14 protein-coding genes and 1 tRNA gene are annotated in these 21,527 nt (G+C 60.6%); 8 read left to right on the top strand and 7 right to left on the bottom strand.

Going from position 1 to position 21,527, the window contains the following annotated elements:
• Window positions 1-427: 427 nt before the first annotated feature.
• Window positions 428-503, bottom strand: a tRNA-Lys gene (locus AC559A_RS03515).
• A gap of 142 nt (window positions 504-645) precedes the next feature.
• Here AC559A_RS03515 and AC559A_RS03510 point away from each other — a divergent pair.
• The gene (locus tag AC559A_RS03510) at window positions 646-2,544 is read left to right on the top strand and encodes a protein-disulfide reductase DsbD family protein (protein ID WP_498816268.1); all 1,899 of its coding nucleotides are present in this window, start codon (window positions 646-648) and stop codon (window positions 2,542-2,544) included.
• Window positions 2,545-2,594: 50 nt separating this feature from the next.
• Here the strand turns inward: AC559A_RS03510 and AC559A_RS03505 are convergent, their stop codons facing one another.
• Complete coding sequence (locus tag AC559A_RS03505; RefSeq protein ID WP_498816266.1) at window positions 2,595-3,668, bottom strand: glycosyltransferase family 2 protein; 1,074 nt, start codon at window positions 3,666-3,668, stop codon at window positions 2,595-2,597.
• A 143-nt stretch (window positions 3,669-3,811) separates the two neighbouring features.
• Between AC559A_RS03505 and AC559A_RS03500 the strand changes: the two genes are divergently transcribed.
• From AC559A_RS03500 to AC559A_RS03490, 3 genes are all read left to right on the top strand, one after another.
• Complete coding sequence (locus tag AC559A_RS03500; RefSeq protein ID WP_156932933.1) at window positions 3,812-5,257, top strand: ATP-binding protein; 1,446 nt, start codon at window positions 3,812-3,814, stop codon at window positions 5,255-5,257.
• An 88-nt stretch (window positions 5,258-5,345) separates the two neighbouring features.
• Complete coding sequence (locus tag AC559A_RS03495) at window positions 5,346-5,972, top strand: XTP/dITP diphosphatase (protein ID WP_498816265.1); 627 nt, start codon at window positions 5,346-5,348, stop codon at window positions 5,970-5,972.
• 418 nt (window positions 5,973-6,390) lie between these two features.
• Window positions 6,391-8,199 carry an N-acetylmuramoyl-L-alanine amidase gene (locus AC559A_RS03490; protein WP_498816264.1) on the top strand — a complete coding sequence of 603 codons (1,809 nt, stop codon included), beginning with the start codon at window positions 6,391-6,393 and terminating at the stop codon, window positions 8,197-8,199.
• A 282-nt stretch (window positions 8,200-8,481) separates the two neighbouring features.
• On the opposite strand, the gene AC559A_RS03485 is transcribed toward AC559A_RS03490, so the two are convergent.
• The 4 genes from AC559A_RS03485 to AC559A_RS03470 form a co-directional block, all read right to left on the bottom strand.
• Window positions 8,482-9,678, bottom strand: coding sequence for an NAD(P)/FAD-dependent oxidoreductase (locus tag AC559A_RS03485; RefSeq protein ID WP_498816263.1), 1,197 nt, complete (start codon window positions 9,676-9,678; stop codon window positions 8,482-8,484).
• Between the two features lie 42 nt (window positions 9,679-9,720).
• Window positions 9,721-10,557, bottom strand: a complete 837-nt coding sequence (locus AC559A_RS03480) for a rhodanese-like domain-containing protein (RefSeq protein ID WP_498816261.1) — start codon at window positions 10,555-10,557, stop codon at window positions 9,721-9,723.
• Between the two features lie 47 nt (window positions 10,558-10,604).
• Window positions 10,605-11,993: a deoxyribodipyrimidine photo-lyase gene (locus AC559A_RS03475; RefSeq protein WP_498816260.1), complete on the bottom strand. Its 1,389-nt coding sequence runs from the start codon at window positions 11,991-11,993 to the stop codon at window positions 10,605-10,607.
• Between the two features lie 137 nt (window positions 11,994-12,130).
• Window positions 12,131-12,880, bottom strand: a complete 750-nt coding sequence (locus AC559A_RS03470; RefSeq protein ID WP_498816259.1) for a polysaccharide deacetylase family protein — start codon at window positions 12,878-12,880, stop codon at window positions 12,131-12,133.
• A gap of 42 nt (window positions 12,881-12,922) precedes the next feature.
• Between AC559A_RS03470 and AC559A_RS03465 the strand changes: the two genes are divergently transcribed.
• Entirely contained in the window at window positions 12,923-14,131 is a 1,209-nt protein-coding gene (locus AC559A_RS03465) for a glycosyltransferase family 4 protein (protein WP_498816258.1), read from the top strand.
• Here the strand turns inward: AC559A_RS03465 and AC559A_RS03460 are convergent.
• Window positions 14,082-16,133 carry a SpoIIE family protein phosphatase gene (locus AC559A_RS03460; protein ID WP_498816257.1) on the bottom strand — a complete coding sequence of 684 codons (2,052 nt, stop codon included), beginning with the start codon at window positions 16,131-16,133 and terminating at the stop codon, window positions 14,082-14,084. The genes AC559A_RS03465 and AC559A_RS03460 overlap by 50 nt on opposite strands.
• A 92-nt stretch (window positions 16,134-16,225) precedes the next feature.
• Here AC559A_RS03460 and alr point away from each other — a divergent pair, with 92 nt between their 5' ends.
• Genes alr through AC559A_RS03445 form a run of 3 tightly spaced genes read left to right on the top strand, consistent with a single transcriptional unit; the run spans window position 16,226 to window position 21,392 of the window.
• Entirely contained in the window at window positions 16,226-17,380 is a 1,155-nt protein-coding gene (gene alr / locus AC559A_RS03455) for an alanine racemase (RefSeq protein ID WP_498816255.1), read from the top strand.
• 20 nt (window positions 17,381-17,400) lie between these two features.
• Window positions 17,401-19,845 carry an MFS transporter gene (locus AC559A_RS03450; protein ID WP_498816254.1) on the top strand — a complete coding sequence of 815 codons (2,445 nt, stop codon included), beginning with the start codon at window positions 17,401-17,403 and terminating at the stop codon, window positions 19,843-19,845.
• Between the two features lie 20 nt (window positions 19,846-19,865).
• Window positions 19,866-21,392 (top strand): glutamate-cysteine ligase family protein, encoded by a 1,527-nt coding sequence (locus tag AC559A_RS03445; protein WP_498816253.1) that lies wholly within the window; start codon window positions 19,866-19,868, stop codon window positions 21,390-21,392.
• The last annotated feature ends 135 nt before the right edge of the window (window positions 21,393-21,527 follow it).

Raw genomic sequence — 21,527 nt, 5'->3', positions numbered from 1 at the left:
GGGTTGGATGATGCGATCATCCAACCCCTTTGAATTTTCTGGCAATGTTGGCACTGCCGGCGAAATTGGCGCAACACCCGCAACCAAGTGGCACAATACTGATACAACGCAAACATGACTGATCACGTAACGCCTTTGTTTGTGAGGAAATGCAGGCGTTTTCCGATTCCTACCCATCCGTCGAATAATCATTTTTTAGACAAAAGGGAGGAAGGGCAGGCGTTTGACGGGCTTTTTTTTCGCCTTGTCTTGCACCCTTCCGTCATGGCATAGGTAAGCAGGACAAAAGCGGAAAAACCTTTTACCCGAAAAACACGGGACAACCCTTTGCCCGAAAAAAGTGGGATAGCAGCGAGGAAAAAATGACCATTCCAAAGAAGCGCACAAAAAAAGGCTTACGATTTTCATCGTAAGCCTTTGATTGTTCTGGTGGGTCACCAAGGAATCGAACCTTGAACCTCCGGATTAAGAGTCCGCTGCTCTGCCAGTTGAGCTAGTGACCCAGGGACGTGCCGCTCGCGGCAAGACAGCACCTATAGACCTCACTCATGTACCTTGTCAAGGCGGATTTGAATGAAGCGTATTTTTTTGAGGCATCAAGCGGAAAGTATGGAACGAGGCAGGTTCGTTTCGGGACGGGCATGGTTGTTTGGTTCTTACCTGCTGTTGATCGGTCTTGGGATCGCCCTAGGGGCCGGGATCGGCCCTTGGGAGCGATTGGCTCGCGGTGACGCGGCTCCGGCACCGTATTCGTCCAGGCTGGAGACGTATGTGCTGGATGAGGATTTTGGCCTATTGCCCGCGGGCGCGACGGTGGGGGTGTATTGGGTGACTCCGGCACCGGGCTGGTACGCTTACGGGCACGAGCCCGGTGCCACCGGCATGCCGACCACGTTGCAGGCCATGCTCGCGCCGGGCGAGGAATATCTGCGCGTGCTGTATCCTCCGGGCGTCGTGATCGAGGACAGCCTGGAGCCCGGTGTGATGGTGGAGGCCTTCAAGGAGGCCACTCCGCTTTTCGTCGTTTTACCCGGCGAGGAGGTTTTGCGGGAACGCGACGTTCTTCATGTCCACCTGCGGATGTTGTTGTGCTCGGATCGCAGTTGCTGGCCCATTGATCTGCGCGAAGATCATGAGGTCGCGGACCTTCTGAAGCGAACGCGTCACGTTTCGGAGGATGAACCGGACTGGACCGAACGGCTGTTGACGGCGGCCCCTGGAGCCACGACGACCCCGTTCGTTCGGCCCGGTTCCGCAAGCGCTCCGGTCACGGAGTCGGCGCTCATCGAATTCGCTCCGGAGCGGCTTGAACCCGTTTCCTTTCAGCCCGGGTTGGAGGTTCGCGGCTTGGGCAAAGCCTTGCTGCTGGCCCTACTCGGGGGATTGATCCTGAACTTGACTCCCTGCGTGCTGCCCGTGGTCAGCCTGAAGCTGCGCGGTCTGATTCCGGATGCGTCCTCCGGGGATATGGAAAGCCAGCGCAAGGCGTTCCGGGATCACAACCAGCTCTTCGCCTTGGGCATTTTGACGTTTTTCATGATTCTGGCGTTTCTGCTCTCCCTGACCGGGATGGTCTGGGGCCAGATATTTCAAAGCCCGACCACGGTCATCGTCCTGGCCACGCTTTTACTGGCTTTGAGCCTGAGTCTGTTCGGCGTCTTCAATCTTCCGGTGATCGATCTGAAGATGGGTCGCAAGGGGGAATCCTCCCTGTCCAGCGAGGGACAGGCGTATTTCACGGGGATGTTGGCCACGCTTTTGGCCACTCCGTGCAGTGGGCCGTTTTTGGGCGGAGTCCTGGCCTGGACCCTGGTCCAGCCGCCGCTGGTGGTGGCCGGGGTGTTCTTCTGCGTGGGTCTGGGCATGGCCGCGCCATACTTCGTAGTCAGTTTCTTTCCCAATCTGGTCCGCTTCCTGCCCAGACCCGGCAACTGGACGCTCTACCTGGAAAAGGCCCTGGGGTTTTTGCTTCTGGCCACCTGCATTTACCTGTTGACCTTTCTGCCCGGTGAATTCCTGTTCCCCGTGCTTATCTTGTTTTGGGCCACGGGCATGGCCTCCTGGATTTGGGGTGGATGGACGAATCTGTCGCATTCGGCCTTACGACGCTGGTCGATACGGGCCGGGGCCTTGGTTCTGGTGCTGGCCGCGGGAGGCTGGGCCTTGACCGCCAAGCCCGTGTCCAGCGATTGGGAGCCGTTTTCCTCGGAATTGTACGTCCAGGCTCTGGGCACGGACCGGATGCTCGTGGAATTTACCGCGGAATGGTGCCCGAATTGCAAGTTTCTGGAAAAAACCGTGCTCACTCCGGGCAATCTCGCCCCGTTTCAGGACAAGTACGGCCTGCGCCTGGTCAAAGTGGACCTGACCCATGACAATCCGGACGGAATGGCCCTGTTGCGCGGCCTGGGCAGCCAAAGCATCCCCCTGGTGGCAATCTTTGATCGCGGCGAATCGGCGGAGCGTCCGATGATTCTCCGGGATCTCTTCACCTTGGGACAACTGGAGCAGGCCCTGGAGACGGCTCTAAGAGACGGCCTCTGAACCGTAATGAGGAGCGACGATCTGGTCGGGGTTGGGTGAAGCGCCCGGCCTTACGCCGCCAACAGATAGTCGCGACCCGGAAGGTATCCCCGCCCGCGCAGGAAGTGCTCGATGTCTTCGGCCCCGCCGTGCCCGGCGACGTAGGAAACCAGAAAGGCCCGTCCCGGAGAAGGAGCCTCGTCGCGGTGGATGACGGGACGACCGGCCACGCGACGATTGATCTTGCGCGGATCGATGTCCAGCCAGGCGGTGATCTCCACGCCGTGATCCAAAAGCATTTCCGCCCGACGGCGAGTGATTCGGCCTGCGCCCATGACCATGATGCGGGGATGGTGCGGATTATGCTTCGCCAGCCATTTTGCCAGATAAGCGGCCTTGACGGCGTAGAATTCCCGGACGCCGTAGCGAGGGTGGGTCCGGGAAAGGCGATGCGGAGGGTCGTTCCAGACGTAAAGCGTCTCGGGTAGTTTGGCCATGCGCACGCCGAGGCTCAGCCAGCGCAGCCAGAGTTCATAGTCTTCGGGAAACGGCCCGTCCCGATAGACGCCGAACCGGTGAACCAGTTCCTTGCGGAACAGTACGGTGGGATGGACCAGGGGGGATTCGCGGAACCGGCCCAAGCTGATCCGTTCCTGGGTCAGCAGAGTGTTGGTCCAATCCAAATGTCGTTTGTACCCTCCGGCATGTTCCGCGCTCCCGCCGAACGCGGCCCGGCAGGCGACGAGGCCGACGTCCGGATTTTGCCGCAGGAAGTCGACCTGTTTTTGGAGTCGCTCCGGATGGCTTACGTCATCGGCGTCCATGCGCGCGATGTACTCGCCGCCCGCGGCGGTCAGCCCGTGATTCAGGGCCTGAACGATCCCTCCGTGCTTGATTCCCAGCACCCGCACGCGACGGTCGTTCCGGGCATATTCCTGAAGGACGGCTCGGGTGGCGGACGTTTCCGGCGCATCAGGAGGTTCGGGGCCGCCTGGGGTTCCGCGAGGGCCGTCCCCTGGACGGTCGTCGGAACCGTCGTCCACCGCGATAATTTCCAGGTCCGTGAAGGATTGACGCAACAGACTGTCCAGCGCATCCGGCAAGGTAGCGGCGGCGTTGTGGACGGGCAGAAGAACGGAAATCATGGCAATTCTTGAATTCTTGGCAAAATGGCGTAAAGGTCCGAAGGACATGCCGGTGGTTGAAACAAAGGTCAAGCCCGATTATGCCGGGAATATCCGAATATAATTTTGGGTAAAGTCCGGACAAGAATCCCAAGGAGCCCGCCGTGAGACGACCTCGAATCTCCCTCGGGGTGAAAATTCTGGGATTGATTTCCCTGGTGACCTGTTTGGTGTTTTTCGGCCTTTTCGCGGCCAATTACTACTGGAAACAAAAGATCACCATTCACCAGATCGACCGCCTGGGCCTGCGCGTTTCCGAATTGCTGAGCATGGCCATCGACGGCCCGATGCGCCGAGGCGACAATCCCGGGACCCATGAGCAATTTCGTATAGCCTCGGATTTGTACGAGGACATCCGGATCTACCTGACGGATTTCCGCGGCAACATCACGTATTCCACGGAACCCGAAACCCTGAGACGCGACCTGCTTGACCTGTACGACCATTCTGAGGTCCGTGACATGCTCGACGTCAGTCTGACCGAGGGGATGGACTCGGGCATGCTTTTGGAACTGCGGGATCGTCCCTACTACCTGCGCGTCAGGAGCATCACCAACAGTCCGGAATGCCACCATTGTCACGGCGCAAGTCAACCGACCCTCGGCGCGTTGTTCGAGTTTCAAGACATGCACGAGGACTTCTCCCAGCTCCGGACCATGCAGATGTACGGCGGGCTGATGGCTTTCGGCGGGCTGGCGGCGCTGTTGGCCTGCGTTTTGTTTTATTTGCGCACGCACCTGCTGGACCGCATCGGCAAGCTGTCCCGGGTCAGTCAGGCGATTCGCCGGGGAAATTATTCGGAGGACTTCGGCATTCAGGGCTCGGATGAACTCAGCGAATTGGGGCACAACCTTTCCACCATGGTCCACCGGCTGCAGGCCGCGGAGAAATACGCCGCCATCGGCGAGTTTTCCACGTACATCGCCCATGAAATCCGCAACCCGCTTTTCGCCATCGGCGGCTTTGCCAATACCCTGGTTCGAGCGCCGGGGCTGGACGACACCAGCATGCAAAAGCTCAGGATCATCCTCAGCGAATCCAAGCGGCTGGACGACATCTTACGGACATTCATCAATTTTTCGCGTCCCCTGGAACTGACCATGAGCCCGGTGCGGATCGACATGTTGGTAAAAGAGGTGGCGCGTTCCCTGGACGCATCCATCCTTGCCCCGAACATCCGTGCTCGACTGGATCTGACCGAAACGACCCCCTCCATTGTCACGGATCCGGAAATGGTCCGGCAGTGTCTGAAAAATTTGATCAAAAACGCCGTATCCACCATGCCTTCCGGCGGTGAACTGCGGATTTCCGTCCGAGAAGGCCGGGACAACGTTGTCTTGGAGGTCGCCGACACTGGGCACGGCCTGCCCAGCGATGTTCTGGATCATCCCTTCAATCCGTTCACTAGCCTGGAATTGGCGATGACCCGGAAGATCGTGATCGACCTGGGTGGAGAACTGCACCTGGAAAGCAGTCGGGAGACGGGAACCACGGCCACGTTGCGTCTGCCCAAGATCCGAAGCGCGGAGGCGGGAGTGAAAGGGGCCTGAGTCAGGAGTCCGTGGGCGGTGGGGGGTGTCAAGAGTTGGGGCGGAGATTGTGAATGGAACGTGAAAATACCGTGAGAGGGGAAGAGAGTTGGAACTGATCATTGCCACGAAAAATAAGGGCAAATCCGCAGAAATCGCTGCATTGTTGGAGAAATTCGACGTGCGGGTGCTGACCATGGACGCCTTTCCGGAAATTGGCGAAATTCCGGAAACAGGCGAGACGTTCGAGGAGAACGCCTTGATAAAGGCTAGGACCGTGGCCCGGTTGACAGGACTGACGTCCTTGGCGGACGACTCCGGTCTGGAAGTGGACGCCCTGGCGGATGCGCCGGGTGTGTATTCAGCCCGGTTCAGTGGCCCTGACGCCACGGATGAGACGAACAACGCCCTGTTGTTGTCCCGGCTGGAAGGAATTCCCTGGGAGGACCGAGGGGCTCGTTTCGTCAGCGTGATCGCGGTCCATGCCCCGGTGATGGGCGGCAAGGAATTGCTGGCCAGAGGGACATGGTCCGGCAGGATCGCGATCTCCCCTCAAGGCCGGAACGGCTTTGGCTATGATCCGCTGTTTTTCGACGAGGAACTCAGCCTGACGTCCGCCCAACTGGAACCGACCGAAAAAAACAAACGCAGCCACAGGGCCGCGGCCCTGCGCCGCTTGGCCGACGCCTGGCCAGACTTCATCCGCGCAATTCAGGGCAAGGGCTCGAAGGGCTAGCAGGAGGCCCCAGGGCAGATTTGCGCTCTGTAACATCTTCATAATACGAGAACATTAGACAGCTTGATGTTCAAAGTGCATCCCCATGGGGCACCCGCATACGTCGAAATTAAAATCGCTCTCAAAATCGGAAAGTTGTCAGAAACCGATTTCAATCATGATTTCGATTTGGATACCGACCAGATAACGTGTATGAGCCGAAATCAAATTAGCCCTGCAGGAGGCCCGGTAACCCCTTGACTTCAGGGCTAATGATGGTCACTTTGAAGTGCGCGACTGCCATTGGCGGTCCTTCCCGGCATCTTTGCAGCTTTTCTTGCCGCCATTCCGAGTCCCGGTCCTGCAACGATTCGTTGTCGCGGCCCGTTTCACAACCCCGATCTTACATCAGAATCTCTTCAGACACGCCGAGGCGCCCATGCCGATACGCCATCTCTGGATACTGTTTTTCGTTTTATTCTTGTCGTGTGGTGGGCCGCTGCCAACCTTCGGCCATGCCAGCGCCGAGCGCGACTACACCAGCGCTTGGAACGAATTTCAGCGCCTGCTCAAGGAGCCGGGCCAAGCCCAGAACCGCAACGCGTGGCTGGCCGCGCGCAACATGTTCAACAGCGCTTTTCAAAAAGCCCCGGAAGGACCCGAGGCGCCCAAGGCATTATTCTATCTTGGTCGGGTCCACGAGGAAATGGGGTTGCGCTTCGGTCAGGCTTCGGATTTTTCTCAGGCCGCGGACTACTATGGGCGGGTCGCCCTGCGGTTCGCCAACCATACCTGGGCGGACGACGCCCTGCTGCGCAAGGCCAAAATTCATCTGGAACACCTGAATGATTCGGCCCAAGCGTACATCGACCTGCTGTCCATCGTCCACAATCACTCCAAGGGCGACATGGCCCCGCAAGCTCAGGCCATGCTCCGCGAGTTGGACTCGACATTCCTGGCCAAGGTCAACGCATCCGGGGCCGGGCCGGGCAGCGCGGTCGCGGCCACGGTCCCCACCTCTTCCTCCGCCCGGACGACCGAGCCCGCAGTCCAGGCATCCTTGAGCGGCCCGGTTACTTCGCCTTCGCGCTCCGCCGGTCCGGACCCCGACGGCGCACGCTTGACCCAGGTACGCTACTGGAGCAGCGACGAGTACACCCGTGTGGTGTTGGATGTGAATTCCGAGGTCGCCTACAGCCATCGCCTGCTCAACCCCGATCCGGATCTGGGGACGCCTCATCGGCTGCTGATCGACCTGCAAGGGACGGTTCTGGGGCCGGAAGCCCCGGCCCAACTCCATGTGGCCGACGGTATTTTGCGTCAAGTGCGTACCGGTCAGAATCAGCCCCAGGTCAGCCGGGTGGTGCTGGACATTCAGCGCCTGGAAGACTTTCGCGTCTTTACCCTGGAAGGCCCGTTCCGGATCGTGGTCGACGTCAGCGGGGCCAAATCCAAAGTCTTGGCTGGCGCGCGGGCTCCGCAAGCGTCTGCCGCAGGTCAACCTCGTCCGCAAGTCTCCCCCCGCTCTGAAGACGTGACGGGCAGTCTGATCGAACAGCTGGGGCTGACGGTCAGCACGATCATGATCGACCCCGGACATGGAGGAAAAGATCCAGGAGCCGTGGCTCACGGATTAAAGGAAAAAGACATCAATCTCCGCATGTCCAGAATTCTGGGACGGATGCTGGAGGAAAAAGGATTTCGGGTCCTGTACACCCGGACCACGGACGTTTTCATTCCCTTGGAGGAGCGCACGGCCATGGCCAACGCCCAAAAGGCGGACCTGTTCCTGTCCATCCACGCCAACGCTCATCCGAACCCGAACATGAAGGGATTCGAAATTTATTCACTGAACTTGGCCAGGAACCAGGATGCCGTGCGGGTTGCGGCCAGGGAGAACGCGGTGTCCTCAAAAAAAATCAGCGATTTGCAGCTGATTTTGACGGATCTGATGCTCAATTCCAAGATTACCGAGTCGCGGGAACTGGCCACCAAGATTCACGGAAACACCATCAATGGCATGCGCCGCACCCATCCCAAACTCGCGGACCGAGGCATACGGGAAGCCCCGTTCTATGTGCTGATGGGTGCCAAAATGCCGGCGGTGCTGATTGAAATGGGCTACTTGACCAACCGGGAAGAAGCCCGGCTCCTGAATACCGACGCCTATCTGCGGACCCTGGCCACGAACCTTCTACAAGGGGTCCTGGCTTACCGCGATCACATTGAGCGGCACGCGAAATTGTAGTTCGTGGAACCTCCGCCAAACCCGCTATTGCTTTTCCTGAAACAACGAAAAGGCCCCGCGGCGTGTTCATCACACCGCAGGGCTTTTTTTTGCGAAGTTGAAATATTGGTAACGACTCAGCTCATCCGGGTCAATGCGGCCTGGATAGCGGTAACGCGCCCGCCTTCGCGGTATGGCTGACTCGGGAACGGCATTGAAAAAAACGTCTTTCCTGCGAAAGCGGGAATCCAGCCTCGGGATGAGGCTCTACCCAAGCTTGTCCTGAATAGTTACAAATATTGTTCAGTGCGTTTCGGAGGGAGCGTTTGGGAGGAACTTCTTGATGAATTTTCGGTCGATAAAGTCCTTGATCCAAAAGGGCGCGCGTCCGCCGAAGGCGACGCCGCTTTTGTGCAGGATGCCTTGCCCCCCACCGATGTTGAAGATCAACAGGTAGGCTCCACCCGGATCAAAGGCTTTCAGAGAACGTCCTTCCAGTTGGGCCTGGAGGTTGTGCAGCAGCACGGGATTCTGACGCACGGCATAGACGCCCACCTTGTCCAGCGGTCTGGGCACAAAGGTTATGCAGTCGCCTCCGCCGAAAATGTCCGGGTGGGAAAGGCTTTGCAGGCATTGGTCAACCAGCAGTCCGCCGTCCTCGCTCACCTCCAGGCCGGACGCCCGAAAGACCGGCGAAGGCCGGACCCCCAGGGCCAAAAAAATCACGTCCTGGACATACCGCTTTCCGTTTTCCAGATGGATTTCTCCGGATTGCACGGACCGCACGTAGCTCCCCTCCACGACCTCGATTCCCCGTTTGCGCAGGACCTTTCCGGCCAGACGGCGAACTCTTTCCGGCATGTTCCTGAGCAGTTTGCCACCGGTAAACAGTTGCACGACGCAGCCGTTGCCCCCGTTTTCCCTGCCCGCGGACCAGCCGTTGCCCCCGTTTTCCCTGCCCGCGGACCAGGCGTTGCCGGCGATTTCCAGGGCCGCCGGACCGCCGCCGCACACTCCCACCCGGATCGAATGATCACGGGTCAGTTCATGGACGCGTTGGCGGGCTTTCCAGAGTTGTTCAATGGGTTTGGCCGGGAAAACGGACCGTGATGCAACGGCCGCCCCCGGTCCATTCGCCCCATCCTGATTGTCGCAAGCGACCACCCCCTGAGGGACGAAGCTGCCCAGGTTGCAGCTCAGCACGTCATAGGGCTCTTCGTGGCCGGAATCCAGAATCACCACGTGACGGGCCGGGTCAATGCGCGCGACCTTGTCTTGGATAAAGACTCCACCCCGACTTTCCACCATGTCGCGCACCGGAAAACTGATTTCCTCCGGCTGGTAGGTCCCTCCGAGCATGCCCGGCCCCATGCCGGAGTAGTAGTGGCGCTCTCCGGGACCGATGGCGGTTACCTGATGACCTTTGGCCACCAGCTCCGGAATGGCGGCCATCACGGCCATGTGCGCGTGGCCGGCTCCGGCCAGGAGAAGTTTGGGCATGGCTCGACGTTGCTCCCTGTTGCAAAATGACTTCGGAAACCGTTACGCCCGTTCCAGCAGCTCGCCCAGACGCCGCAGGTGGTTTTTCTCCTCGGCGGCCATGGCTTCGAGAAAGGTTCGGACATCGCCCTGGGCCTGAAAAGCGGCCCGGGAATACAGATCCAGGGCCTGGGCCTCCACAGCCATGGCAAAGTCCACGATATCCTCGGCGCGACTCAGGTCCACGCCCACGCGGCGCATGTGCTCCTCCAGGGGCATGCTTCCCTCGGGAACGGCGTCGCCGACGTCCTTCGGGATGTCGACCTCACGCATCCGCCGGGCCACGGCGGCTTTGTGCTTCACTTCCACATCGGCCAGGGTCTGGAAAAGTCGGGCGGCCTCCGGATCGGCCACCTTGCCGATCATATCCCGATAGAACGCTTCCAAAGCCGCCTCCATGAGATAGGCTGCGTGCAGGGTCCGCTCCAGGGACATGGACGACCTGAAGTGTTCCAACCCCAGTTCATAATCCCCGTAACCGGTCCAGCCGTTCCAGGCCTTGAAGCCGCCGCTGAGGTTCAGAACCCGCTCAAAGCCTCTTCCGGCCAGCATGTGGGCCGCGACCTTGCTCCGGCCGCCGATGGCGCAATAGACCAGGAGCGGTTTGTCCTTGGCCAAGTCATCAAGTTTTTCGTCCAGATCGGCCACGGGCAGCAATCGCGCTCCCGGAAGATGGCCTTGACGGTATTCCTTGTGTTGCCGAACGTCCACGATTTGGATCTCCGGTTCCGTATCCAGCAGATTCCGAGCCTGTTCGGCGTTGACGGAGGAGACCCGAGCGTCGCCGGGCGAGGCGACCAGGGATTTGATGGATTTGAGCAGATTGAGCCAACGGGGCATGCGCGAATCCTCGAGGTTTGTGGTGAACCAATGGCCGCGATGGGTGGCTAACGGCTCGCGGGACCGTCCTTTGGAGAAAACCGGCGGATGTATTCCGGAACATCGAACTTACGGGCGCAGCCGGTAGCGCTCATGTAGCGGATCTGTCCGAAAATCGACCGCTCGAACCAGGGCCGATCATGCACGCCTCCGATGCTCCAGGCAATACCGGCGTAACCGTTGGGATCCCGTCCGTCCAGTTCGTACGTGTCGTTGAGCAGGATGGCGATCTTCACGGCCTCCTCCGGGGACGGGGTCCACTCCAGGATTTTCTTGGCCCAGTACATGCGCATGTAGCCGTGCATCTTTCCGGTCTCGGTCATTTCCCGCTGGGCCGCGTTCCAGAGCGGATCATGGGTGGCACCGGTTTCGAAAGTATGAAAATCGTAGATGTAATCCCGCTTGTCCGCGCGATGCTTGTCCAAGGTTTTCCGGGCCCAGTCCGGAAAACCTTGGACCCGGTCATAGGCTTGGTTATACCAGCAAAAATTGTCCGCCAATTCCCGGCGGACGATCAGTTCCTCCAGAAAGGCTTCTCTGGACTCGGTGGATGCCGATGAGCGCAACACCTCCCACGCGACGCGCTGGGCCGAGATCTGGCCGAAATGCAGATAAGGGGACAGGTTGGAAAGCACCGGAGCGTTGGGGTCGTTACGTTGGGAGTACGCGTCCAGACGATGCTCCAGAAATTTCCGGAACACCTCCTCCCCACCGCGTTCGCCCGGGCGGAGCCAATCCACTTCCGCCACGTCGCTGTTCGCTTGGAGACGCTTTCTGACAGCGTTCCAGTCCGTGGCCCTGTTGAAGGCATCCGCCGAGGGTGGCGCGGGGAAAGCGGGAACCTCGGGAAACGGCGTCAGAAACTCATCCAGCTTGCGGTGAATCTTGGGACGGAGGGTCCGGGCCGCGTACTCCTGCTTTGGGGAGACCTCCCGGCAGGGCACGATGTTATGGGCATCCACTTCAAAGAACGGAATGGTCAGATTCGCCAGCACGTCCTGTTTCCAAACCCGTTTGACACGCAACGGATCGAAGTCCGTGACCAGGGCCCCGGCCTTCATTTCATGAACCATACCGAGCACACTCCGGGGAACCTCCCCCAAACGGAGTACAAAAGGGATACCGCGGCGGCGCAGGTTCGCTTCCACCTCGGCTAGGCCGTTGAGCATGAATCCGTACTGGCGAATGGTCGCCCCCAGAAAGGAAGGCGACAGACAAAAGACCACGACCAGCGGGACCTCGCGCTCCAGAGCCAAGTTCGCGGCGAAGAGCAAGGCCCAATTGTCCAGGACCCGCTGCTCCCGGCTCATCCAGTAGACGACCGGGCCGCCTGGGGTCTCGCTGATCTGGTTGAGCCCCGTGACGCGGGCGGGATGGACTCTTTGAGTCCGGCTCATGATTCAATGCCTCCAAGCTTGATTCAAGAAGTGCGCCCCACGCAAGCAAAGCCAACGCATCACCTGGGTTCGTCGTCGGTCACAAAGGTTGAGCCGAAGTTTTGAGCAGGTTGTCAGATCCTTCCCCCCGAAGTTGATTAATCAATCTCTTTGCCACGCATCAGCCGCGAAAGCCGTTTCAGAGGATTCATCGGCCTGCGAACCCCGAATCTCTTGATCAGGAATGGGTTTTGGCCGTGACCGTTCACTCCCGGATCCAAGGTGACCGCGGTCTGGTATCCCGCCTGCCGGACACATTCGACAATCTGAGGCGTAACCTCTCCATATGGATAACAAAAGGACAGTACCGGGACCTGAAAAGTATCTTCAAGCATCTTGCGCGAGCCGTCAATTTCCTGCATGGCTTGGCGGCGCGGGATTGCGGGCAGATGGGGATGGGTCATGGTGTGCGAGCCGATCCTGAAGCCTTGGTCCAGCCACTCCCGGATCTGTTCTTTGTTCATCAAGGAACCGACGACTTCCCCATGGACAGTATCCCAAACATTGGTCTTGCCGAGCATCCCGGCCACGATATAGAGCATGGCCGGGGCCTGATGCCGTTTGAGAATCGGGGCGGCATTCTCCAAAACATTGGAATAGCCGTCGTCAAAGGTCAGGACGGCGTTTTTTTGGGCATTGTCCGGGGCAAACGAGGCAGGCAGGTCCACAAAAGAAAATCCTGCGGCCTTCAGTTCCGCGAGCTGGCGGTTGAGTACTCGCGGACTGACGTACAGTCCTCGGATACGGGCTTTCCATGGACAAGAGCGGATATGATGATAGGTCAGAACCGGAACGCCGGTTTGGAAAACATCGCGCATCCGGTTGAGTGAGGTATAGTTTTTGTTCATGGGCCATGCCCAGGGATTGGGCATTCAAAGAGGTTAAAGATTGTGCGTATTTTACATGTGAATGCCGGACGTAACTGGGGGGGCAAGGAATCCCGGTTGCTTACGGAAATGGAGTGGTTGGTCCGTAACGGCCATGAAGTTTTTCTGGTCTGTGAACCGGACTCTCAGCTTTACATCGTCGGCCGCGGCAGGGGCCTGCCCGTGCGGGCTTTGCGGATGCGCAAACGGCATAATATTGGGGCGGCGTTGAATCTGCGGCGTATTGCCCGGATGTTCGACCCGGATGTCGTTAACATTCATACCGGCGTGGACGCCTATCTGTGCGCTTCCATGAAACTATGCGGTCGGCCCACTGTGCGCATGCAGAACATTCATGTCAGCGGCCGCCAAAAAGTTTCCACGCGCCTGAGCTATCGTCTTTTCTGCCACCGGATCATCTGTCCAACCACGATTCTCCAACGCACCCTGACCACCGAGTTCGGCTTCGCCCCGGACAGGATCGACATCATCCCGGACGGCGTTGATGTTGCAAAATTTCACCCAGATCATGACAGACAGCGGTTTCGGGATGCATTACAGATCAAGGACGATCAAATACTGGTGGGGATGGTCTCCATGCTGCGCCCTGAAAAAGGGCATCATCTTTTTCTGCAAGCCGCAAAAATGATCCTGGCCAAAAGAACCGACTGCAGGTTTGTCATGGTCGGCTCGCCCACCAATGATGCACGCTCCGTTCTCACGGAGATTCAGGAGACCATTCGACAATGCTGCGGCAGCCTTGATCCGACCAATCCAATCGTGCATCTGGACTTTCGCGAGGATATTCCGGAAGTTCTCTGCGCCCTGGACATCTTTGTCCAACCGTCACGCTATGAAGCTCAGGGCTTGGCCATTGCCGAAGCCATGGCCTGCCGAACAGCGGTCGTGGCGACAAATGTCGGCGGCATTCCGGAACGGGTCCGGCACGCCCAAACAGGCCTGCTGACCGAACCGGCCAATCCGGATGATCTCGCGGGGCAAATTGAACTCCTTGCGGACAATCCCAGCCTGCGGGCCAAGCTGGCGGAAAATGGTCATACCCTGCTCCGTGAGCAAGGAACCCTGGACCAGACCATGCAAAAGACTCTGGCATCGTATGCCCAAGCCGCCAGACAGGTTCGGGGGGGGACACCGCATACCGAAATGATCAGGTTGCAAGATCTTACCCCTGCCCACCTCCCGGTCCGGCGAAGCGCAGGCAGAGGGCGGTGATGTCGTCGGATTGCTGGGCCGCGCCCACATGCAGGGCCACGTCCTCCAACACGACCTGGATGGTCTGTTCCGCGGAGACAATGGGAGCGGCCTCCATCGTGGTCAGCAGGCGCTCGTCCGAATACACGGCCAGTTCCTCGTCCATGGCCTCGGTGATCCCGTCCGTGTACAGAAAAATCATCTCGCCAGGGGCCAGGTCAATTTCCAAGGTATTGTAGGGGATGTCCTCCACGGCACCGACCATGGGACCGCTCCGGCCTTCCAGAAAGCGCACCCCGTCATGGTTTTTAATCACCGGCTTGTTGTGCCCGCCATTGGCGAAAAGCAACCGCCCGGTGCGGGTGTTCAGAACGCCAACGAACAGGGTCACGAACATGGAATTGGGATTATCCGGGGCCAGGTCGTTGTTCATGATTTCCATGATTGGGCCGGGATCGCGATCCCTGGCACCAGCGGTGCGCAGCAGGGTTCGGGTGATGGCCATGAACAGGGCCGCGGGCACGCCCTTGCCCGAGACGTCGCCCACGGCAAAACAAATGTGGTCCTCGTCCATGAAGAAGAAATCGTAGAGATCCCCGCCGACTTCCTTGGCGGACTTCAGCGTGGCGAACAGATCGAACTCCCGGCGCTCGGGAAAGGGTGGAAAAGTCTTGGGCAGCAGCCCGAGCTGGATTTCCCGGGCCACGTTCAGCTCGCCTTCGATCCGCTCGTTGGCCGCCGTGGTTTCGATGAGCGACCTGATGTTCTCGCGCAGCGACCCTTCCATGAACATCAAGGCCGTGGCCAGACGCCCCACTTCGTCCTTGTGTCGTTGAGGCAAATGGCGAATGGCCGCGGATTGGTCCTGAACCTCCTGGGCCGTGAAATCGGTTTCCGGCAGGGCCTTGGCGTAGTCCGCCAGGGCGTTCAACGGCTTGGCGATCCGCCCGGCCAACACCAACCCTAACACCAGCCCGGCCAGAAGCACTGCCAGGATGATCCCGGACAACCTGGCCACGAGGTTCCGGGCCGGCGCCTCCACCTCGTCCACGTAGGTCAGGGCCGCGACATACCAGCCCAGGGCCCGGAAATAGCCGCAAAAGACTTCCTGCTCGCGGATATGGCCCGCGGCGTCCGCGGCTTGCGGTACAAAGCGCATGGATAAGCGATCCCTGGCCGCGGCCAAGCCCTTCAGCTCATCCAACAGCGGCTTGCCGGTCAGGGCGTTGATGGCCGTGCCCGGATCTAAGTTGTTATCCTCCGGCCCGATGAGCACTTCGCCCTGGGCGTTGAACAGGATCACGGAACCCGACTGGGCAATCCGGATCTTGCTGAAATTGGCCCGCAGGTTGTTCAGCAGTTCCTCCAACTTGCGCTCACCTTCCTGCTCCAACTCATCGATGTCCACGGCAGCGCCGATGATCCAATCCGTGGGGGGATAATGGACAAACCACCCGAATTTCTTTATCGGCTGGCCGTGCCCGGTCCAGGTCCAATAAAACATGCTGGAGATCTCGCCCAGGCGCCGCGCTTCCGAGTTCACGGCTTCGGCCATCGGACTGCCCTTGATATCCCGGAGCAGGTTCAAGTCACCTCCTCGGGCGTCCGGATCCGGGTGGGCCAGAAGCGTACCTTGGGCATCGAAAACAATGAACTCCCCCTCCTCGGCCAGACGAGGGCGGCTCAACCAGTCCAGGGCTCGGGATTCAGCCCTAGCGCGGGATTCCCCCGACAGGTCGGACATGGTAAATATCTCGTCCAGCGTGGTTCGTGCGACCATGGCCAAGCCGCGCAGGGCGCGGCGGTGGGCGTTGACCGCGTCCACCCGGCTGCGCACCAGATCCCGGTATCCGCTTTGGATGTTCAGCTCCACCAGTTCCAGCACGTTGCGGGCGCTGCGCTGTTCCGCCTCGAACATGGCCTGCTTCACGTCCCGGTCGGTGAAATAGAGGACGAACACGGTTACAAGGGCCAGAATAACGCTGACCAGCAAAAAAATTTTCGTTTTCAGGGAATGAAACACTGTTGTCTCCGTACGCTCGCAACGCGGGGTTGATTGAGGGCCGATACAACATGAACGTCCAACAACACAAGCGGCCGTCCTAGCCGACCCTCTTGCCCACCACTCCCATGCCCCAGCCTGCTTCCTGCCCGGACCTGACCGCCGTCATTCACCTGGACCGCCTACGGTCCAACGTGGCGCTGGTCCGCGCCCGGGTTCCGGCCCATGTCCAACTGATGGCCGTGGTCAAATGCGACGCGTACGGCCACGGCGCGATACCCATCGCCCGGGCGCTCAAGCAGTGCGCGGTTGATCAGCTGGTAGTCGGCTCGATCACGGAAGGCATTGCCCTGCGCCAAGCCGGTCTTTCCGGCCCGATCCTCGTTCTCAGCGATCCCTTGCACCCGGACTTGCGCGACGCCTTGACGCATGAGCTGACCCTGACCGTGGCGGATGAGCCGTTCGCGGCCCGGCTGGCCCGGTTGCGGGTTCGTCCGGGCCAGGTCGTCACGGTGCATCTCAAGGTGGATACCGGCCTGTTCCGGTTCGGGGTCGACCCGGGCCGGGCCGGGCCGGTGATGGCCGACCTCGCAAAAATGCCCCATGTTCGGGTCGAGGGCGTGTACAGCCATCTGTCCTCCACCTTTCACGACGACGCAGCGAGCAACGCGTCCACCCGATGCCAGATCAAGGCCTTCGAGGTGGTCTGTGAACACTTGGAGGAGCAAGGCCTGCTGCCGCAGATGGTCCACCTTGGAAGCTCCACCGGCCTGCTGGGCTTTCCCGACGAACTTTGTTCCACCCGGTTCAACGCCCTGCGGGTGGGCACGCTGTTCTACGGCTTCCTGGAGCGGTCCAACACCTGGACGAACCGCCCCAGGCCCATTGCCGAGCTGACCACGCGGATCTTGCAGGTCCGCGCGGTCCGGGCCGGCGTCCACGTCGGATATCATCGCGCCCACCGGATGGCCCACGACGGACGGATAGCGGTGATCCACGGCGGCTATACCCAGGGCCTGCACGGCGATCTGGCCGGGAATTTCCAGCCTTTGGTCCAGGGTCGGCCCGCCATGCTGCTCGGCAAACCGGCCCTGGCCCAATCCCTGCTTGACGTCAGCCATGCCCCCCGGGTTCAACCCGGCGACGAAGTGCTCCTGGCCGGGGAAGCGGTGAACATGCGCACCGTCGGCCAAGCCTTGGGCCGATCTACCTGGGAACTGCTCGCCCCGATGCTCCAGGCCGCCCGCAAAATCTATCCGCAATCCTGAACACTGAACACTGATTGGCCATGCGCGACACCCAAAAAATCACCCTCATCGCGATCCTGATCCTGCTCCTTTCCCAGGCCTTCATGATCGTGCTGGTGGCCAATTCCTTTGAAAAAATCCACGTGGCCTCGGAACTGGCCCGATACGTCGTGCCCCAGAAGGATTTTAAGCGCCAGGTGGAGGGCGCGTTGCGCTTCGGCAAGCCCCTGGACAACCTGCTGGGCATGGACAAGCTGCTGGCCCGATCCGCGGAGAGTTACGACGATCTGACGAATATCGCGGTCTATTCCGCGCACGGCGATTTTTTGTACAGCCTGCGTCCCATTGATCAGTTCCCGGCGTTTCCGGATCTCCCCCCAAGCGCACAAAGCAAGACCATTTCCCTGGCCGATCCCCTGCTGGATGCCCGGGAAACCCCGGAAGCCTATCAAATTGCCATGCCCCTCTTTGGGCCGGGACAATCCTGGATGGGTGGCGAAAGCCCTTCTGCTTTCGCTGGAACCGTGGTCTTCGCCTTTTCCAAGCAAAACATCCGCGATGGCGTGCGGCTGTTTTGGCAGCAGCGCCTGTTCTACGGACTGGCCATCTCCGCCGCCGCGGCCCTGGCCCTGTTCCTGCTCCTGCGCCAGGTCCGGGGGGGGGATATGACCGCCCTGCGCCGGAAGATTTTCGTCCGCGTGCTGCTGGTCACGATTCTGGCCCAGCTCGCCTTTTCCGGCCTGAGCGCCCACCAATTCCACCATAACCATGTCCGCGTGCTGACGGAACGGGTTCAGGCCCAACTGGACCTGTTGCGCCAGGAGGTGGAGCGGGTTCTGGCCCGGGGGATCACCCTGGAACGGGTCAGCCGGATGGACGAATACCTGTTGGAAATTCTGGAGAACAATCCGGAAGTGACGAGGTTGGTTCTGCACGACGCGCAAGGTGCTCCCCTGGCCCAGGCCCAGGGACAGACCCCGACCCAGGAACAAGAAGCGCAGGACCAGGCCCAGGCCGCAGAGGAAACGAGACGTCCATCGTGGTTTTTGTCCGCCGCCGACTTGACCATCGTCCTGCCCGTGACGGGACCGACCCCGGACATCCAGGTTGGCAGCCTTCGCGCCACGTTAAACGCCAACGTCCTGCTCGCCGTGCTTTGGAAAATCCTGGTGGACTCGCTGACCGTGGCCCTGATCGCCTCGCTGTTCATCGTGGAGCAGATCTATTTTATGGTCAGCCGGATCAAGGAACGTCCCGAAGAAAACCGCCCCCTCAACACGGAACGGGAGAACCTGGACACCCTGTTACTGGCCCGATTCGCGGCCTTCGCGTTCCTGTTCGCCTTTGCCCTGCCCGTCTCCTTCGTGCCGCTGCAAATGCGCGAGCTGTACACTCCGATGTGGGGCCTGCCCAGGGACATGGTTCTCGGGCTGCCCATTTCCCTGGAAATGCTTTGCGCCCTGCTGGCCTCCCTGATTGCCGGGGCGACAGCGGACAGCCGGGGCTGGCGGCCGCCGTTCCTGGCCGGGGTGCTGGTCACGGCCGCGGGCCTCTTTTTCTGCTCCCAGGCCGAAACCGGCCTGCAGTATATTCTGGCCCGCGGGGTCTGCGGCCTAGGCTACGGCCTGTCCTGGATGTCCCTGCAAACCTTTCTCTTCACCCAATCCACCCCCTCCACCCGGGCCCAGGGGAGTTCCCATTTCGTGGCCGGGATTTTTTCCGGACATATCTGCGGTACGGCCCTGGGCGGAATCCTGGCGGAACGGATGGGCTTCAACGCGGTGTTTCTGGTCGGGGCGATGCTGATGACCTGTTCGCTGGTCCTCTTTTACCTGTTCATGCGCCGGATTCCGGACCAGGTCGGACAGGGCCCCACGGTTCTGGTCAAACCGCGGGCCCTGCTGCGCTACCTGACCAACCGGAACACCTTTGCCCTGATTTTTTGCTGCGTGATCCCCTTTTCCATTTGCCAGGTGGGGCTGCTTTTCTTCGCCACGCCGCTGTATCTGGACCAACTGGGCGTGAACCAGTCGGACATTGGCCGGGTGTTGATGATCTACGGTCTGTCCGTGGTCTACCTGGCCCCCCAGATCAGCAAGATCGTGGACCGCCAGGAACGGAAAATGCCGTTCATCGCCGTGGGCGGCCTGGTCGGGGGGCTGGGCCTGGCCCTGCTCTTCGTGCACCAGGGCTTCATGGCGGTGATGGCGGCCATTTTCCTGCTCGGCGTGGCCAGCAGCATCGGCTCCTCGGCCCAGACCGCCTTTGCCCTGAAATCGCGCGCCACCCAGGAGCTGGGCCCGGGCAAGGCCATGGCCATCCAGCGGGCCATGGACAAGCTCGGTCAGATGCTCGGCCCGCTTCTGCTTGGTCTGCTCATGTCCGGCGTCAGCATTGCCCAGGGGCTCGTGGTGCTGGGTCTGGGCTACATGCTCCTGTCCGGACTCTTCCTCGTGCTGGCCCGGGAGCGGGAGTCCGATGGATGATGGACGGGAAGAGTGAGCCCATGGCCGCAACGGGAACTGACCATTTCAGTCTGGGCGTGGAGCTGGAAATGCCCACGGCTGATGCCTCCACAGGCGCGACCCATCCGGTGCGCGGCTTTTTCGCCAATCTGGCCCAAATCCTCGCGGACCAGGGCCTAACCCTGGGCCTGACCCAGGGCCTGACCACGCAACCCCTGCACGGCAACGGGCGGGAATACGGTCTGCGCAGCCCGCGCGGCGTGCACTCCATAGACAACGGTTTCAACAATCTGGAAAGCTCCCTGGGCCCCGTGGCCGCCGGAGAAAGCAGCCTCGACACCCTGGCCGCGATGATCCGCCGGGAAATCCGGGACGTCAGCGCGGCCCTGGCCCGGGAAGGGGCCATGCTGGTCAATTTCAGCGAGCATCCCGACGTGGTGGTGAACGAGGACTTCTATTTCGCGCACCGGGCGCCCAAGGCCCTCTACGACTACCAGATTCTGCACCGCGGTTGGAACCATATGTCCGGGTTCGACGCCAAGGCCCAGAACAGCCCCAGCACGGGGATGGATTTCAGCCAGGCCGTCAGCGGCCTGAACTGCCTGGTCGCCCTGGCCCCGGCCTTCATCGCCCTGTATGCCAACAGCCCGTTCGAGGCCGGCAACCGCACCCCGGACAAGGAAAACCGGCTGACCATCTGGCCGCGCCAGTTGGATTGCTCCCGGATGCCCGGCGACCGCAAGCTACATCGAGCACCCGTTCGGCCCTTTCGGAATATGGCGGATTATCTGACGTGGATGTTCGGCCCGGACACCCAGATGTGGTTCGCCGAACATCGTGGCCAGGGCAAAAGCATCAGCCAGGCCTTGCTCGCGCCCGGCGATCCGCCCCTGCTGGATTTTTTGCGCGGCGGTCCGCGCTGGGTCGTGCCCTATGGACCGGGAAACGCCAAAATCGTGACGCCTTCCATCCGCCACCTGGAAGACCACCAGTTCACCCAGTACGGCGACTGCCGGTTGCGGTACGCTTTTGCCGACCCACCGCCGGAACTGGAGCGTTTCCTGGCCCTGCTCGACGAACAGCCAGACCAACTGGAGACCTTTTTTCAGGACCACACGGCGTACTGCTACCTGGAAGGCCGCGCCGCCGGGGCCACCTTCGCGGACCAGGAACTGCTGGACCTGGCCGGAGAGGAGGCCGGCGCCTCGGCAGCCGTATCGCCCAGTGCGCTGCAATATGGATTGTTGCGGGATTTGGACCGGACCAAACGGCTGGTGGCCGGCCATGCCTGGTCGGAGTGGGTCGGCCTGCGGGAGCAGGCCGTGCGCAATGCTTTGGACGGGGAGTATGGCGGAATCAAACTACGCCGGGTCTGCGCCGCGGTCCTGGAAATCGCCGGCAACGCCTTGGCCGCGGACCAAGCCTGGACCCTGGCCTATCCGCTCTGGGTCCTGCGGACCGGAAAAACCGGAGCGGACCGGGCCCTGGCCCGATTTGCGCGAAGCAGCGGCCCGCCGACACAGCGCCTGCGCGAGCTGATTCTGACCCGCCGGGTGATTCCGGTCTGATTCCCTCAGCCTCAACCCCGACAAACGCTGTCCACAGGTAGCAGGGGCGACCGGCCGGTCGCCCCTACGGGCGTGGGCATGAACAACCGTACCCGGAAGCGTCAAGCAGTATTCCTGGAAACAAGTGAACCATCC

Source organism: Desulfonatronum zhilinae (assembly GCF_900182865.1).
Classification (GTDB): Bacteria; Desulfobacterota; Desulfovibrionia; order Desulfovibrionales; family Desulfonatronaceae; genus Desulfonatronum; species Desulfonatronum lacustre.
This window is presented reverse-complemented; position numbering and strand designations above follow the sequence as displayed.

Excerpts from the sequence above, each read along its gene's own strand:
- AC559A_RS03475 (WP_498816260.1), bottom strand. The coding sequence starts at position 11,993 with ATGAGCCGGACTCAAAGAGTCCATCCCGCCCGCGTCACGGGGCTCAAC.
- AC559A_RS03485 (WP_498816263.1), bottom strand. The coding sequence starts at position 9,678 with ATGCCCAAACTTCTCCTGGCCGGAGCCGGCCACGCGCACATGGCCGTG.
- AC559A_RS03445 (WP_498816253.1), top strand. The coding sequence starts at position 19,866 with ATGGCCGCAACGGGAACTGACCATTTCAGTCTGGGCGTGGAGCTGGAA.
- AC559A_RS03490 (WP_498816264.1), top strand. The coding sequence starts at position 6,391 with ATGCCGATACGCCATCTCTGGATACTGTTTTTCGTTTTATTCTTGTCG.
- AC559A_RS03450 (WP_498816254.1), top strand. The coding sequence starts at position 17,401 with ATGCGCGACACCCAAAAAATCACCCTCATCGCGATCCTGATCCTGCTC.
- AC559A_RS03480 (WP_498816261.1), bottom strand. The coding sequence starts at position 10,557 with ATGCCCCGTTGGCTCAATCTGCTCAAATCCATCAAATCCCTGGTCGCC.
- AC559A_RS03470 (WP_498816259.1), bottom strand. The coding sequence starts at position 12,880 with ATGAACAAAAACTATACCTCACTCAACCGGATGCGCGATGTTTTCCAA.
- AC559A_RS03505 (WP_498816266.1), bottom strand. The coding sequence starts at position 3,668 with ATGATTTCCGTTCTTCTGCCCGTCCACAACGCCGCCGCTACCTTGCCG.